14 protein-coding genes and 1 tRNA gene are annotated in these 15,780 nt (G+C 68.2%); 5 read left to right on the top strand and 10 right to left on the bottom strand.

The window, feature by feature from the left end; translation table 11 throughout:
* Window positions 1-3 precede the first annotated feature (3 nt).
* The 7 genes from P0Y60_04640 to serS form a co-directional block, all read right to left on the bottom strand.
* Complete coding sequence (locus P0Y60_04640; GenBank protein ID WEK62050.1) at window positions 4-1,374, bottom strand: extracellular solute-binding protein; 1,371 nt, start codon at window positions 1,372-1,374, stop codon at window positions 4-6.
* Between the two features lie 40 nt (window positions 1,375-1,414).
* Window positions 1,415-3,094: a glycoside hydrolase family 13 protein gene (locus P0Y60_04635; GenBank protein ID WEK62049.1), complete on the bottom strand. Its 1,680-nt coding sequence runs from the start codon at window positions 3,092-3,094 to the stop codon at window positions 1,415-1,417.
* 128 nt (window positions 3,095-3,222) lie between these two features.
* On the bottom strand, window positions 3,223-4,227 hold the full coding sequence (locus P0Y60_04630) for a LacI family DNA-binding transcriptional regulator (GenBank protein ID WEK62048.1): 1,005 nt from the start codon (window positions 4,225-4,227) through the stop codon (window positions 3,223-3,225).
* Between the two features lie 54 nt (window positions 4,228-4,281).
* Complete coding sequence (locus P0Y60_04625) at window positions 4,282-5,520, bottom strand: LCP family protein (protein ID WEK62047.1); 1,239 nt, start codon at window positions 5,518-5,520, stop codon at window positions 4,282-4,284.
* Between the two features lie 51 nt (window positions 5,521-5,571).
* Window positions 5,572-5,656 (bottom strand) — tRNA-Ser (locus P0Y60_04620).
* 42 nt (window positions 5,657-5,698) lie between these two features.
* Window positions 5,699-6,520, bottom strand: coding sequence for an HAD family hydrolase (locus P0Y60_04615; protein ID WEK62046.1), 822 nt, complete (start codon window positions 6,518-6,520; stop codon window positions 5,699-5,701).
* Window positions 6,517-7,797 (bottom strand): serine--tRNA ligase, encoded by a 1,281-nt coding sequence (gene serS / locus P0Y60_04610; protein ID WEK62045.1) that lies wholly within the window; start codon window positions 7,795-7,797, stop codon window positions 6,517-6,519. Before serS ends, P0Y60_04615 begins: the two co-directional genes overlap by 4 nt.
* Window positions 7,798-7,938: 141 nt before the next feature.
* Between serS and P0Y60_04605 the strand changes: the two genes are divergently transcribed.
* Window positions 7,939-8,319, top strand: coding sequence for a nuclear transport factor 2 family protein (locus tag P0Y60_04605; GenBank protein ID WEK62044.1), 381 nt, complete (start codon window positions 7,939-7,941; stop codon window positions 8,317-8,319).
* Between the two features lie 33 nt (window positions 8,320-8,352).
* Here the strand turns inward: P0Y60_04605 and P0Y60_04600 are convergent, their stop codons facing one another.
* Complete coding sequence (locus P0Y60_04600) at window positions 8,353-8,892, bottom strand: sigma-70 family RNA polymerase sigma factor (protein WEK62043.1); 540 nt, start codon at window positions 8,890-8,892, stop codon at window positions 8,353-8,355.
* Between the two features lie 71 nt (window positions 8,893-8,963).
* Here P0Y60_04600 and P0Y60_04595 point away from each other — a divergent pair, with 71 nt between their 5' ends.
* A complete protein-coding gene (locus P0Y60_04595) occupies window positions 8,964-9,962 on the top strand; it encodes a diacylglycerol kinase family protein (GenBank protein WEK62042.1) in 999 nt (332 codons plus the stop codon).
* A gap of 16 nt (window positions 9,963-9,978) precedes the next feature.
* Here the strand turns inward: P0Y60_04595 and P0Y60_04590 are convergent, their stop codons facing one another.
* Together P0Y60_04590 and P0Y60_04585 are read right to left on the bottom strand one after the other, a co-directional pair.
* The gene (locus tag P0Y60_04590) at window positions 9,979-10,707 is read right to left on the bottom strand and encodes a hypothetical protein (protein WEK62041.1); all 729 of its coding nucleotides are present in this window, start codon (window positions 10,705-10,707) and stop codon (window positions 9,979-9,981) included.
* A 37-nt stretch (window positions 10,708-10,744) separates the two neighbouring features.
* Window positions 10,745-11,761: a LacI family DNA-binding transcriptional regulator gene (locus tag P0Y60_04585; GenBank protein ID WEK62040.1), complete on the bottom strand. Its 1,017-nt coding sequence runs from the start codon at window positions 11,759-11,761 to the stop codon at window positions 10,745-10,747.
* 144 nt (window positions 11,762-11,905) lie between these two features.
* Here P0Y60_04585 and P0Y60_04580 point away from each other — a divergent pair, with 144 nt between their 5' ends.
* Genes P0Y60_04580 through P0Y60_04570 form a run of 3 tightly spaced genes read left to right on the top strand, consistent with a single transcriptional unit; the run spans window position 11,906 to window position 15,743 of the window.
* A complete protein-coding gene (locus tag P0Y60_04580) occupies window positions 11,906-13,921 on the top strand; it encodes a beta-galactosidase (protein ID WEK62039.1) in 2,016 nt (671 codons plus the stop codon).
* Window positions 13,918-14,850, top strand: a complete 933-nt coding sequence (locus P0Y60_04575) for a sugar ABC transporter permease (GenBank protein WEK62038.1) — start codon at window positions 13,918-13,920, stop codon at window positions 14,848-14,850. Before P0Y60_04580 ends, P0Y60_04575 begins: the two co-directional genes overlap by 4 nt.
* The gene (locus P0Y60_04570) at window positions 14,847-15,743 is read left to right on the top strand and encodes a carbohydrate ABC transporter permease (protein ID WEK62037.1); all 897 of its coding nucleotides are present in this window, start codon (window positions 14,847-14,849) and stop codon (window positions 15,741-15,743) included. Before P0Y60_04575 ends, P0Y60_04570 begins: the two co-directional genes overlap by 4 nt.
* The last annotated feature ends 37 nt before the right edge of the window (window positions 15,744-15,780 follow it).

The raw sequence follows: 15,780 nt of genomic DNA, 5'->3' as shown, positions 1-15,780 counted from the left end.
CTGCTACTCGTCGAGCTTCGCCTGGGCGTCACTCTGGGCCTGGGCGAGGAGGGCATCGATGTCGGCGTTCTCATCGGTCAGCACCGTCTGCACGACCGTGTCGAGCAGCGAGTACACCTCCTGCGTCTTCACCTTCGGCTCACCGACCGGGGTCTGGTCCCAGATGCGGTCGCTGAACGGAGCCATCTGCTCGGTCGGCACATTGATGTAGTCCGCGATCCACTCGAGGGACTGGTCGTACAGCTCGCGGCTGAGCACCGGCAGCAGCGGGGTGCCGACGGCCTGGCCCGACTCGTTCAGAGTCTGCGCGTCGAGTACGGCGGCATCCTCGTCCATGAGCTTCTGCATGTAGTACCAGTCGATCCACGTGACACCGGCGGCCTTGGTCTTCTCGTCGATCTTCGGGCTCATCACCGCGATGTCGCCACCACCGAGCGTGCCGGGGTCGTCGCCTTCCATCGGCACGACCGTCATGCCGTAGATCGACGAGTCCATGCCGAAGTCGCGCACGAGGGCCGTGTAGATGTCGGACCCAGACGTGTACATGCCGACGTTGCCGGCCGCGAACTCCTGGTTGATCGTGCCCCAGTCGAGGTCGACCTTCGATCCGAACGACCCGTCCTCCCACTTGACCGCGTGCAGGAACTCGAGAGCGGCCTTCGTGCCGTCGTTGTCGATCGTCGACTCCGCCGTCCCGTCGCCGTTGTCGGTCTGGGTGCGGCCGCCGCGGGCGACGGTCTGCGAGGTGAGCTGCCACCCGCCCGTGTTGTTGATCGCCATCTGCGCGTAGCCCGCCTTGCCGGTGGCGTCGTGGATCGCCTTCGCGGCCTCGCGGATCTCGTCCCAGGTCTGCGGCGGGTTGTCGGGGTCGAGTCCCGCCTGCTCGAACAGATCGCGGTTGTAGTGCAGGGCGGCGGCGTAGGCCTGACGCGGGAAGCCGTAGATCTTGCCGTCGGAGCCGGTGACGCCGTCGAGGATGATCGGGTTGAACTTGTCGGTGTAGCCGAGGTCGTCGATCGCATCCGTGACGTCCATGAGCTGACCGTTCTCGAGCAGCGTCTTGGAGTCGGTGAACGGAACGGTGAAGACGTCCGGCAAGCTGCCACCGGCGAGTTGCACCGCGAAGGTCGGCCCCTCCCATTCGTACTCGACACCGATGATGTCGATGTCGGGATGCTCCTTCTCGAACTGCTTCTCCTGGGCGGCGAACGCCTCGTACGCTGCGGCATCGGCCCCGGGCGGGAACGTCGCGACGCGCAACTCGGTCTTGCCGTCCGCGCTTCCCTCATCTCCGCCGGCGGTGCAGCCGGCGAGAGCGCCGACCGTCGCCAGTGCGGCGACTCCGGCGACGAGGACCTTCGTGGGTGACTTCATTGTCTGTCCTTCCATGTGGTGCTGATCGGGTGGTGCAGGGTCAGAGGGCGCGCAGCGCAAGCCACGCGGTCGCATCGGGTGGGAGAGTGCCGTCGAGCGGCTGGCTCGAGAGCAGCAGTTCGTGATGCGCCGGCAGCGGCACGGGCGTGGCGCCGAGATTCGTGATGCTGAGGGTGTCGTCACCGCGACGGAACGCCAGCACGTCGGCACCGAGTTCGAGCCACTCCAGGTCGCTTCCGCCGAAGTCGGTCAGGCGGCGGCGCAGCGCGACCGCGCGACGGTAGAGGTTCAGCGTCGACTGGGGATCGCGTTCCTGCGCGTCGACGGCGAGCGGCGCCCAGTCGGCGGGCTGAGGGAGCCATGGCGCACCGCCGAACCCATACGGACTGGCCGACCCTGACCAGGGCAGCGGAACCCGGCATCCGTCGCGCCCCGGATCGACGCCCCCGGAGCGGAAGTGCATCGGGTCCTCGATCGCCTCGAGCGGAACCTCGACCTCGGGCAGGCCGAGTTCGTCGCCCTGATAGATGTAGAGGCTTCCTGGCAGTGCGGCGACGAGGAGTGCGGCGGCCCGTGCGCGCCGCGCGCCCAGTGCGGCGTCGGTCGCGGTGCCGAAGCGCTTGCGCTCGAACGCGAACGAAGAGTCGGCCTGCCCGTAGCGGGTGGCGGGGCGGGTCACGTCGTGGTTCGACAGCACCCAGGTCGCGGGTGCACCGACCGGAGCGTGTTCGGCCAGGGTGCGGGTGATCGAGGAGCGCATGGCCTGCGCGCTCCACGGCTGCGACATGAAGCCGAAGTTGAACGCGGTGTGCATCTCGCCGGGACGCAGGTATCGGGCGAATCGTTCGGCGTCATCGAGCCACACTTCCCCGACCAGCACGCGCTCGCCCTCGTACTCGTCGGCGACGGCGCGCCAGCTGCGATAGATGTCGTGCAGCTCGTCGCGGTCGATGTGCGGGTGACCCACGGCCGGGGCGGCCCCCGCCGGAAGGTCCGGCAGCGCCGGGTCTTTGACGGGCAGCGCCGCCGAGTCGATGCGCACGCCGGCGACGCCGCGGTCGAACCAGAACCGCAGCACATCCTCGTGCTCCCGGCGCACGTCGGGATGGTTCCAGTTCAGGTCGGGCTGCTCGGGAGTGAACAGATGCAGGTACCACTCTCCCGCGGTGCCGTCGGAGTTGCGCGTGCGCGTCCACGTCTCGCCCTGGAAGCTCGACACCCAGTTCGTCGGGATGCCGGAACCGTCGCCCCCGCGCCCCGGGTGGAACCAGAAGCGCTCGCGCTCCGCACTTCCGGGTGCGGCGTCCAGGGCCTGGCGGAACCACTCGTGCTGGTCGGAGACGTGGTTGGGCACGATGTCGACGATCGTGCGGATGCCGAGGGCCAGGGCCTCGGCGATGAGCTGCTCGGCCTCCTCCAGCGTGCCGAAGCGCGGGTCGATGCCGCGGTAGTCGCGCACGTCATACCCGCCGTCGGCCAGGGGACTCGGGTACCAGGGGGTGAACCACAGCGCGTCGATGCCGAGGCTCTTCAGGTAGCCGAGGCGCGAGCGGACGCCTGCGAGATCGCCGATGCCGTCGCCGTTCCCGTCGGCGAAGCTGCGCACGTAGACCTGATAGATCACGGCCGTGCGCCACCATCCGGCATCCGCGGGCAGGGTCACAGGGCGAGCAGGGATCGTGCTGCGCAGAACATCGGTGTCCACGGAACTCCTCGTCATCGGTGGCGATGTTCCGAATGTAGCTTTCCTCAGCACTTCGCGCAAGAACTAAACAAAATGTTGGAATTTTGCGATGACTTGCAGGCGCGAAGAAGTGCGGCGAGCACAGTGGCGCGCCGCGGCCGGCGTCAGGCGAAGGGGCCGGTGGAGGCGCGCAACACGAGCTCCGGCTCGAAGAGCAGTTCGTCACCGGGCTGGGTGTTGCCCGCGATCTGAGCGAGCAACAGCTCGATCACGGCGCGACCCATCGACTCGATCGGCTGACGTACCGTCGTGAGCGGCGGCTCGGTGCAGCTCATCAGGGCCGAGTCGTCGAACCCGACGACGCTCACCTGTCCTGGCACGGCATATCCCCCGCGCCGCGCCGCGCGCACGGCCCCGAGAGCCATGGGGTCGCTCGCGCACACGATCGCCGTCGCGCCGGCCTCGAGCAACCTCGTCGCACCCGCCTGCCCCGATTCGAGCGAGTACATGCCCCGCACCACGAGGGCGTCATCCAGCGGCGCACCGAGTCGGTCGAGCAGACGGCGCGCGGCCTCGAGCTTGCGCTGCGAGGGCACATGATCCTTCGGGCCCAGGAGCAGGCCGATGCGGCGATGGCCGAGCTGATGCACGTGCAGCACGGCCTGTTCCGCGGCGGCACTGTCATCGGTGGAGACGGTGGGGAAGCGCAGCTCCGGCACCCGGGCGTTCACGAGCACGGTGGGCAGGTTCACCTGCCGCAACCTCTCGTAGTGTTCATGCGCGGCATCCGCCTGCGTGTAGTTGCCACCGAGGAAGATCACGCCCGAGACCTGCTGTGCGAGCAGCAGGTCGACGTAGTCCGACTCGGTGACGCCCCCGGCGTTCTGCGTGCACAGCAGCGGCGTGTAGCCGTTCTGGGTGAGCGCGCCGCCCACGATCTCCGCGAAGGCCGGGAAGATCGGGTTCTGCAGTTCCGGCAGCACGAGGCCGACGAGTCGCGCGCGCTCCCCACGGAGCTTGGTCGGCCTCTCGTACCCGAGAACATCGAGCGCCGTGAGCACGGCCTGGCGTGTGGCGTCGGACACACCGGGCTTGTCGTTGAGCACACGGCTGACCGTGGCTTCGCTCACTCCGACCTTGCGGGCCACATCGGCCAGGCGCTTCGACATGGGGTCAGTGTACGCAAGTCCTTGCAAGAACGCGCAAGCGGCCTACTGCGGGTGTCAGCGGACGTTGCCGTTCGAGCAGGTCTGCTGAGCGGCCGAGTTGCCCTTGATCGTATCGGGCAGAGCCACGACGTTGTCGGGGGTCGCCGTGGGATCCGGCGTCGCCTCTTCGGTCGGGGCGGTCGGTTCCTCGACGATGACACCGTCGTTGCTGTTGTTCTCGTAGGTGATCTGCAGCTGCGCGTTCGCCTCGATCGCATCCCACAGCGCGGTCGCCGCCTCGTAGTTCGGCACGACCTTGTTCGGATTGTCAGAATCGGTGCCGCTCGGGTACTGCACGAAGACGATGTCCTCGAACGGCACCTCCTTCACGGCGAGGGCGATCTGCACGATCGTCATCGGGTTGTTGGCGAGCGATGTGCTGGCCTCGAGGTTGCTGAGGGCGGTGTTGGCGAGCTTGAGCATGACCGGCACATTGCCGAGCACCTCTCCGCTGATCAGCTTGCGCGCCAGGCTCGACATGTACTGCTGCTGGTTGCCGATGCGGCCCAGGTCGCTGCCGTCGCCGACACCATGACGGGTGCGCAGGAACTGCAGCGCCTGCAGTCCCTCGACCGTGTGATTTCCGGCCTTCAGATCGAGGCCCGTGTAACTGTCCCTGATCGGGTTGGCGAGGCAGACGTCGACGCCGCCGATCGCGTTCGTGATCTCGATCACGCCACCGAAGGTGACGGATGCCGCGAACTGGATCTCCTGTCCGCTGAGCTCCGAGATCGTCTTGACGACGCAGTTGAGCCCGGCATCCGAATACGCCACGTTCAGCGGCTGCTTGCTCATCGCCGAATGCACGTTCCCGTCTTCATCGGTGCACTCGGGGATCGGGATCATCAGGTCGCGCGGGAAGCTGACGACGGTGATACGGCGCGGCTCGTTCGACACGTGCACGAGCAGGTTCACATCGTTGAGATTGCCCTCCGAGTCGCTCCCGCTGCAGCGATCGCCGAACAGGGAGGCGTACTTCTCCTCGCAGGTGTCGACACCCGTGAGGACGAAGTTGAAGCCGCCCTCGTACTCGCCGATGTTCGGCGGCACGGCTTCCTGCCCTTCGAGCTCGACCGCGTTCGCGGCGACGGTGCTCGAGAGGTCGTAGGCGATGTAGGCACCGACTCCGAGACCACTGACCAGCACGACGGCGAGTCCGATCGCGATGAACTTGAGCAGCTGACCCACCGCACCCGGCGAGCGCAGCTGGCCGTGCCGCGCGATCGTGCGGCGACGTCGCATCTTCTCGCTCACTCAAGGGCCTTTCGGATCAGCAGTCGGTGCGGGGCCACCGTGCTCTACATGCGGAGGGTGTGGGATTCGAACCCACGAGACATCTCTGCCCACTGGTTTTCAAGACCAGCTCCATCGGCCACTCGGACAACCCTCCCGACAGACGAATCTGCCGACAACGCGTGAGTCTAGCCGAGTTCTATTCTCCCGCGTGCACCTGAGCGCGTGCTGGAAGCGTGTCCAGGGCGCGCGCGAGCCCACCGTCCACGACGTCAGCGGTGACCTCGTTCGCCGCGTCCTTGACCACATCGGGCGCCTGTCCCATGGCCACGGCACGTCCGCCGAGGGACCGTGCCCACCCGAACATCCCGATGTCGTTGCGTCCGTCTCCCGCGACGAAGACCCGGTCGCCCGCCAGCCCGAGTTCTACGCGCACCTGCTCCAGCGCGGTGCCCTTGTCGACGCCCTGCGGAGCGATGTCGAGCCACGCCGTCCAGCCGATCGCGTAGGAGACCTCGTTGAGGCCGGCATCGGCCACCAGCCGGTGGAAGTCCTCCTCGTCGTGACCGGGCGAGACCACGACGACGCGCGACACCGGCTCGGCGGCGAGCTCGTCGAAGGTCACGCGGCGTCCGCCGTCGAGCGTCCAGTCGTCGAGTTGCTCGGTGTACAGCCGCTGTCCGGATGCGAGCTCGACCATGTAGCGCGCTTCGGGCAGGCGATCGCGCAGCAGCGCGAGCACGGGACTGGGGTCGAAGGTCTCGACGTTCCAGCGTTCCCACCCGTCGCCGTCGCGACGCATCGTCACCGCACCGTTCGAGCACACCACGTACTCGGCCGTCATGCCGAGCTCTTCGACGTAGCGACGCGTCGCCATCCAGCTGCGTCCCGTCGCGATCGTCACGACGTGTCCGGCGTCGCGCACGCGCGCGATCGCCTCGGGCACGCCGGGGCTCATCGTCTCGTCCTGCAGCAGGATGGTGCCGTCGACGTCGAGCCCTACGAGCCAGAGCGCGGTCATGCGATCGGCTCCAGCACCTCGAGGCCGCCGAGGTACGGACGCAGCACCTCGGGCACGCGCACCGATCCGTCCGCCTGCTGGTGGGTCTCGAGCAGGGCGACGATCCATCGCGTCGTGGCCAGCGTGCCGTTGAGGGTGGCGACGTGCTGCGTCTTGGCCGCCCCCTCCTCGCTCGCGGGGCGATGACGCACGTCGAGGCGGCGCGCCTGATAGGTCGTGCAGTTCGAGGTAGACGTGAGCTCGCGGAACGCGCCCTGCGTGGGCACCCACGCCTCGATGTCGTACTTGCGTGCCGCGCTCGACCCCAGGTCGCCCGCGGCCACGTCGATCACGCGGTAGGACAGGCCGAGCGACGTCAGCATCTCCTCCTGCAGTGCGACCAGACGCAGGTGCTCCGCCTCGGCGTCGGCGGCATCGATGTAGACGAACATCTCGAGCTTGTTGAACTGGTGCACCCGGATGATCCCGCGGGTGTCCTTGCCGTGCGAACCGGCCTCGCGGCGGTAGCAGGTCGACCATCCGGCGTACCGCAGCGCACCGCGCGAGAGGTCGACGATCTCGTCCTTGTGGTAGCCCGCGAGCGCGACCTCGCTGGTGCCGACGAGGTACAGATCGTCGTCCTTGTCGAGGTGGTACACCTCATCGGCGTGCTCACCGAGGAAGCCGGTGCCCTGCATGATCTCGGGGCGCACGAGCGTCGGCGTGATCAGGGGCACGAAGTCGTTCTGCAGCGCCTTGTCGAGGGCGAGGTTCATCAGCGCGATCTCCAGACGCGCACCGATGCCGCGCAGGAAGTAGAAGCGTGCGCCCGAGACCTTGGCACCGCGCTCCATGTCGATCGCCCCCAGGAGCTCGCCGAGCTCCAGGTGGTCGCGCGGCTCGAAGTCGAACGCCGGCACCTCGCCGACACGGCGCAGCTCGACGAAGTCCGCCTCGCCGCCCACCGGAACGCCGTCGATCACGACGTTCTCGATGCGCCCGAGCGCCGCCGCCGCCGCATCCGACGCTTCGCCCGCCGTCACCTGCGCCTGCTTCACACGCTCGGAGAGGTCTTTCACCTGGGCGACCAGCGCCGCCTTCTCCTCCTTGGGCGCCTGGGCGACCCGCTTGCCGAAGGCGTTCTGCTCGGCCCGCAGCTCCTCATACGCGCTGAGTGCTGCGCGGCGCGATCGATCGGCCTCGAGTGCGACGTCGACGGTGCCCTGGTCGTTGCCACGGGCGGCCTGTGAACGGCGGACGATCTCCGGATTTTCGCGGAGGAGTGCGAGGTCGATCATTCAACGATTCTACGGGGCGCGCTGCATCGTCCCGCCCGGTCGTGACCACCGCCCGCGCGCACGGATGTCACACTCGCGCCGCGGCGATGTCTTACTCCACAGCGGTCGGCATCCGGCCGGACCGCAGCGAAAGGAAACCCCATGACCACCCGCGTCACCTCCCTGGACCAGCTGAACCTCGCGTTCGCCGATCGATTCAACGCCCGCGATCTCGACGGCCTGATGGCGCTCAACGCATCGGACGTCGTGTTCGTGCCCGCCCCGGGGCAGCCGGTCACCGGCGAGGCCTCCGTGCGCGGAGCGCTGGAGCAGTTCCTCGGCCTGAACCTCCCGATCACGATGACCGTGCGCCACGTGTTCGAGAGCGCGGGGGTGGGACTCGCGATCGCCGACTGGACCATCACCGGCACGGCTCCTGACGGAAGCGACATCGCTCTCGCCGGAACCACGGCCGACGTCGCGGTCCACGACGACGAGCACGGCTGGCGCTACGCGATCGACAACCCCTTCGGCACCGCCTGAGCCCGCGGGAGGTCGATCGGGCGATCGGCCTCCTCAGTCGGCCTCCATGCCGGTCCGACGGCACGCCGTCATCGCTTTACGAGCCCGCGCGATGCGCTGTCGGGCCGCCGCGGGCTCGATGCCCAGCCGGTCGGCGATCTGCACGGCTGACAATCCGTCGACGACCGTCAGCAGCAGCGGCGTGCGCAGCGATTCGGGCAGGTCGTGGATCGCGCTCAGTGCGCCGTCGAGGAAGACCCTGATCTCCGCTGTGTGGATCACGCTCCCCGGAGCGGGGGTCTCGTCATCGAGCGGGGCCTCCGGCCGACGCGCACGACGTCGAGCGAGATCGATCGCCACATGGCGAGCGATCGTGTCGAGCCACGAGCACAGGCGCCCCGGCTCCGGCGTGTCGAGATGTTCGATGGACCGCCACGCACGCAGCAGGGCGGTCTGGGCGGCATCCTCCGCATCATCGACCGGAACCCCGAGCGAGATGCTGCGGCGGCGAAGACGGTCGGGCTCCCCGGAGACCATGGTCGACAGCAGCTCCCGCGCCTCGGCGGCCCCGATCTCCGACCCGTTCGACCCCATCGGATCATCCTCCCTCGTCACCCGCTCCGCCGTGGACGGCGGCAGGTGGATGCCGGGTTTAGAGTAGCGCCATGACGAAGCCTGCTCTCGGCCGACGCCAGGCGGCGCTCGTCTACAACCCCATCAAGGTCGACGAGAAGCGCCTGCGCGCACAGGTGCGCGATCTGAGCCGCGACGCGGGGTGGGAGCATCCGGCCTTCTACACGACGACCATCGAGGATGCCGGTCAGACCGCGACCGCCGAGGCCCTCGCCCGCGGGGTCGATGTCGTGCTCGTCGCGGGTGGCGACGGCACCGTGCGGGCGGTCTCCGAGGCGATCGCGAACACCGGGGTGCCCCTGGCGATCCTGCCCAGCGGAACGGGCAATCTGCTCGCCCGCAACCTCGGTCTGCCCCTCGGCGACCCGGCGGAGATGATCCGTGCCGCACTCGGTGAGCACCGCCGCCCGATCGACATCGGGTGGGCACGGCTCACCCGCGGCGACGGCTCGGAGTCCGAGCACGCCTTCGTCGTGCTCGCCGGAATCGGTCTGGACGCCGACATGATCGCCAACACCCGCTCCGACCTCAAGAAGTCCGTGGGCTGGATCGCCTACGTCGACGGCGCCGCCCGTTCCCTCGCCGGCGCGAAGCCCTTCCGGGCCGTCTTCCAGGTCGACGACGGACGGCTGCACACCACCAAGGTGCACAGCATCCTGTTCGCCAACTGCGGCACCCTTCCCGCCGGGATCGCGCTGATCCCGGACGCCTCCATCACCGACGCGCTGCTCGACGTCGCCGTCATCCAGCCCACCGGGGTGCTCGGATGGCTCGGCGTCTGGCGCAAGATCTGGTGGGACAACTCCGTGCTGCGTCGGTTCCGCGCCGGGCGCCTCGTGCTCCAGCGTCGAGGCAAGGACGCGTCCGTCCACTACTTCCGGGGCGTCGCTGCCGAGGCTGCCGCTCCCCGGCCGATCCCGATCGAACTCGATGGCGATGAGTTCGGCGAGGCCGCCCGCATCACCTGCCGGGTCGACCCGGGGGCGCTGCTGCTCGCGCTCCCCGCAGGTCATTCGATCGCGGCGCTCTGACGGCTGCGGCCGTCGGTCAGCTGACGGAGACGGTGCCGTCGAGTCCGCCGCCGACGAGGGTCAGCACGAACCCGTCATCCTCGACGGCGTCGTCGCCGAAGCTCACGATGGTCGCGCGCGGCGCCATGTCCATGGTGCAGACCTGATCGGCGTCGGTGACGAACGTCACGGTGCCCGCGTTGCCGGATCCCTCGAGCGACTCGACGACGGGGGCGCACGATGACGAACCCCACGTCAGCAGCACGAGGCTGCCATCGTCGAACCATCCGGCGGACGGCTGGTACTCGGTCGAGGTTCCCGGTGTTCCGGTGGCTGCGGCATCGCCATCGAGATCGACGTCATCCACGACATCGCCGTACGTGACCTGCAGGGTGATGTCGGCCGTGGGGTCGACGCCTTCGGGCAGCGCTCCGATGCTCGCCCGCGGCGCGAGGTCGGCCGTGCAGGCCTTCTCCGCGTCGTCGGAGGTGGGATCGACGAGCGTCACGGTGACGGTCTGCCCGGATGCGGAGACCTGATCCACCTGCGGTACGCAGGTCGACGATCCCCAGGTGACGACCGCGAACATACGGCCGTCGTCGAGCAGCGCGCCCTCGACGTCGTTGGTGTCATCGGCGCCGGCGTCGCTCGGGGCAGGTGAGCTGGTCGGAGTCTGAGATCCGGGTCCGGCGGTGCAGCCGGCGACGAGCAGTGCCGCGGCGAAGACGCCGAGGACGGAGACGAGGACACGCGACGAGGAGGTCATGCCCTCAGGGTAGCCGCGCCGACCTGAGCGGCGCATCTCATGCCGACTCGCGCCAGACCACGTCGCACTCGAGGATCCGACTCTCCGGCGACGGCGCTTCGCCGCGCAACTGCGCCAACACCGACTCGGCTGCAGCACGGCCGAGCTCGTTGGCCGACTGCCGCATGGTCGACAGCGGCGGGTCGCAACGCAGCGCCCACGAGCTGTCATCGAACCCGACGACCCCGACATCACGGGGCACGTTCCTGCCGGACGACTGCAGCACGTCCATCGCTCCGGCCGCGACCGCGTCGCTCGCGGCGAACACTCCGTCGATGTCGGGGCATGCCTCCAGCAGGGCCCGCATCCCCGCCTGGCCGTCGGCGTAGGAGTACAGCGGCACGCGCTGCACGAGCCGCGGGTCGAAGTCGTTCCCTCGCGCGTCGACGAAGCCTGCCAGGCGATCCGCGCCCGAGTCGCGATCGAGGGCGGCCGCGATCATGCCGATGCGCTTCCGGCCCGTCTCCGCGAGACGACGCGTGATCTCGCGGGCCGCGCCGCGGTTGTCGATCGCCACGTAGGCCGCGTCGCCGATGTCGTGGGGATGCCCGACGAACGTGGCGGGCAGATCCAGCTGGGCGATCGCCTTCGTGATGGGGTCGCCCTCGCGCGCCGAGACGACGATGACCCCATCGATGAGGCCGCCCGTCAGGTAGCGCGCGAGGCGCTCGATATCGCGGGCGGAGTCGGCGATCAGGAACGAGAGCTGGTAGTCGGCTTCCGAGAGTGCGGCGTTCGCCCCGAGCAGGATCGCACCGATGTTGGGGTCTTCGATGAAGAGGGAGTGCGGCTCGTGCACGATCAGACCGATCGCCTGCGTGCGCTGCATGACCAGACTCCGCGCCGCGCGGTTGGGCACGAAGCCGACCTTCGCGATGGCCGCCTCGATCGCCTCGCGCGCCTCGCTGGAGACGTACGGCTGCCCGTTGAGCACCCGGCTGACCGTGCCACGCGACACTCCGGCTTCGGTCGCCACATCCTTGACCGTCGCCCTGTGCCTGCGTTCGCTGCTCATCACGACTCATCGTATGTGCACGCGCACAACTAGGGGTTGTTGTTGACACGGGCGAGTACGGGTGTTTACTCTGTACACGTTCACAGAGTCTCAACGCGGAGAATTGGCGCTCGATCCTGTGCACGTTCACAGATCGAGGAGAGCATGACCATCCCCGCACGGCCCTTCACCCACGACGGCATCGCATTCGGCTGCGATTACAACCCCGAGCAGTGGGGTCCCGAGGTGTGGGATGAAGACATCGCCCTGATGCGGGAGATCGGCGTCGACCTCGTCGCGATCAACATCTTCGGCTGGGCACACATCGAGCCCCGTGCCGGCGAGTACGACTTCTCGCGACTCGACGACATCATCGCGCGGCTGCACGCCGGCGGCATCCGGGTCAACCTCGGCACCGGCACCGCATCTCCCCCGGCCTGGCTCACCACCGCGCACCCCGAGATCCTGCCGATGGTCGAAGACGGCACCCGTCGCTATCCCGGAGGGCGTCAGGCCTTCTGCCCGAGCTCTGCCGTGTTCCGCACCGCGGCGCTCGCCCTGGTCGAGCAGGTCGCGCGACGCTACGGCGATCATCCGGCCGTGGAACTCTGGCACGTCTCGAACGAGCTCGGCTGCCACAACGCACTGTGCTACTGCGACGAGAGCGCCGCCGCCTTCCGCGTCTGGCTGCAGCAGCGCTACGAGACCATCGACGCGCTCAACGAGGCCTGGGGCACCTCCTTCTGGAGCCAGACCTACCGCGAATGGTCCGAGATCCTCCCACCTCTGGCCACGCTCTCCCTCCCCAACCCCGGGCAGGCGCTGGACTTCCACCGTTTCAGCTCCGACCAGCTGATCGACTACTACCGCGCCGAGGCCGAGGTCATCCGCCCGCTCAGTGAGCGCCCCATCACCACGAACTTCATGGTGACCACGCACATCGAGAATCTCGACTACTGGTCATGGGCCGGTGACATGGACGTCGTCGCGAACGATCACTACCTCGACCATCGCCTCGCAGACCCCACCGCCGAGCTCGCCTTCAATGCCGATCTCACCCGCGGTCTCGCCGAGGGCGCACCGTGGTTGCTGATGGAACATTCCACGGGCGCCGTGAACTGGCAGCCGCTCAACCTGCCCAAGGGCGAGGGCGAGCTGCTGCGCAACTCCCTCACCCACGTCGCACGCGGTGCCGACGGCGTCTGCTTCTTCCAGTGGCGCGCTTCGGTGCAGGGCAGCGAGAAGTTCCACTCCGCGATGCTCCCGCATGCCGGCACCGACACGGCCGTCTGGCGCGAGGTGTCGGAGCTCGGTGGCGTGCTGGGCCGGCTGTCCGAGGTCGCGGGCTCGCGCGTCGAAGCGCACGCGGCCATCGTCTTCTCGTGGGAATCCTGGTGGGCCACCGACGCCGAAGCACGCCCGAGCCAGGCGAGCGGCTACCTCGACCAGGTACATGCCGCCTCCACGGCGCTGCACGACCTGGGCATCACCGCCGACGTCGTGCGCCCGGGCGCCGATCTGAGCGGCTACGCCCTCGTGATCGTGCCCGGCCTGCACCTCGTGCGTGCCGAGGACGCCGCCGTGATCACCGACTGGATCGCCGCGGGAGGCACCGCTCTGATCACGTACTACAGCGGCACGGTCGACGAGCAGGATCGTGTCATCACCGGCGGATACACCGGCCCGTTCCGCGACGCCCTGGGCGTGCGCATCGAGGAGTTCGCGCCGGTGGCATCGGGCACTGCCGTGCAGCTCGACGACGGCTCGTCGGCCCGGCTCTGGTCGGAGCGCGGCCGGGTCACCTCGGCCGAGGTGATCGCCTCGTTCGTGGGCGGCGCCGCCGACGGTTCCCCCGCGATCACCCGCAATGCCTGGGGTGAGGGCACCGCCTGGTACCTCGCCACGCTGCCGGATGCCGCCGACTATCGCCGACTGATGGCGAGAGTCGTCGCCGAGACCACCCTGACGCCGCCGGCCGTCGTGACCGGCGACCTTACGGCGCTCGAACTCGTCCGCCGCCGCGGCGCCGAGCTCTCCCACCTGTTCATCGTCAATCACGGCTCGAACGAGGTGACCGTCGCTGCCACCGGCACCGACCTGGTCACCGGAGCCACCATGGCCGGGCACGTCGTCGTGCCCGCCGGAGCCGTGCGCATCATTCGAGAGGAGTCGATCGCATGACCGCCACACAACTGCTCGTGACCGAGACGGGAGGGAAGCGCAAGACCGCTCCGCGAGAGCGTCGATTCACCCCGCACAAGGGTGCGATCGCCTTCTTCGCGGCCCCCTTCGGCGTGCTCTTCCTGCTCTTCTACCTGATCCCCATCGGCTACGCGATCTACCAGTCGCTGCTCGTCGTCGAGCGTGACGGCACCTACGGGGAGCCGCAGCAGGTGTTCGGCGGACTGGCCCAGTACGCCAACGTGTTCTCCAACGCCCCCTTCTGGGAGTCGGTCGGACGCGTGCTGCTGTTCGGCGTCGTGCAGGTGCCCGTGATGCTGGGGCTGGCGCTGCTGTTCGCCCTGCTGCTCGACTCTCCCGTCCTGAAGGGCAAGAAGTTCTTCCGCCTGGCCTTCTTCGCCCCCTACGCCGTTCCCGGTGTGATCGCGGCGATCATGTGGGGCTTCCTGTACTCCCCCAACCTCTCACCGTTCACCGACGTCACCCGCACGATCGACTTCCTCTCCCCGGAGTTCGTCCTGTGGTCGATCGCCAACGTCGTCACCTGGGTGTTCGTCGGCTACAACATGCTGATCATCTACTCCGCCCTGCTGGCGATCCCCGCCGAGGTCTACGAGGCGGCGCGGCTCGACGGCGCGGGCCAGATCCGCATCGCCTGGTCGATCAAGATTCCGATGGTCGCACCCGCGCTGGTACTGACCACGGTCTTCTCGATCATCGGCACCTTCCAGCTCCTCGCCGAGCCGCAGGTCTTCCGTTCATTCAGCGCCGCGGTATCGAGCACGTTCACCCCGAACATGACGATCTACGCGACGAACTCCATCCCCAACACGAACCTCGCGGCGGCGTTCTCCGTCGTACTGGCGCTGGCCACCTTCGTGCTGTCGTTCACGTTCCTGAAGATCTCCCAGCGGAAGGCAGAGCAATGAGCATGCTGACTCTGAAGCGCGGTGCGACCGCCGACGACCTGACCCCTCGTGGGCCTCGCGAGAGCCTCATCTCCCGCGGCGCCGCGATGCTGATCATGGGTGTCTTCACCCTCTACTTCCTCACCCCGATCTGGTGGCTGTTCATCGCCTCCACGAAGGACCGCGGCGACCTGCTGACGACGGCCCCCCTGTGGTTCGCCGACTGGAACCTGTTCGAGAACATCCACGACCTCGTCACCTACGACGGCGGGATCTACCTGCGGTGGATCCTCAACAGCATCGGCTATGCCGGGCTCGGTGCCCTGCTCGCGACCGTGTTCGCCGGCATGTGCGGGTATGCACTGGCGAAGTACACCTTCCCCGGACGCGAACTGTTCTTCAACGTGGTGCTCGGCGGCGTGCTGGTGCCGGCCACGGCGCTCGCGCTTCCTCTCTTCCTCCTGTTCAGCCAGGTCAACCTGACCAACACCTTCTGGGCCGTGCTGCTCCCGAGCATCGTCAGCCCGTTCGGCGTTTACCTGACGCGCATCTTCGCCTCGGCATCCGTCCCCGACGAGCTGATCGAAGCCGGCCGCCTGGACGGCGCCGGCGAGGTGCGCACCTTCTTCACGATCTCGGTGCGGCTGATGACACCCGCACTGATCACGGTGTTCCTGTTCCAGTTCGTCACCATCTGGAACAACTTCTTCCTGCCGCTGATCATGCTGCGCAGCCAGGAGCTGTTCCCGATCACCTACGGACTGTTCGCCTGGAACACGCAGCTCAACCAGATCCCCGAGCTGCGCACGTACGTGCTCGTCGGCTCGTTCCTGTCGATCATCCCGCTGATCATCGCGTTCCTGATGCTGCAGCGCTTCTGGCAGAGCGGACTCGGCAACGGCTCCGTCAAGTGACCCCCGCCGTCGGATCCCCGATGGCTTCCCTGTAACC

Source organism: Candidatus Microbacterium colombiense (assembly GCA_029203165.1).
In the GTDB taxonomy this organism is placed as follows: domain Bacteria; phylum Actinomycetota; class Actinomycetes; order Actinomycetales; family Microbacteriaceae; genus Microbacterium; species Microbacterium colombiense.
The sequence above is the reverse complement of the archived record's forward strand: the minus strand, read 5'-3'. Positions and strand labels throughout refer to the sequence as shown.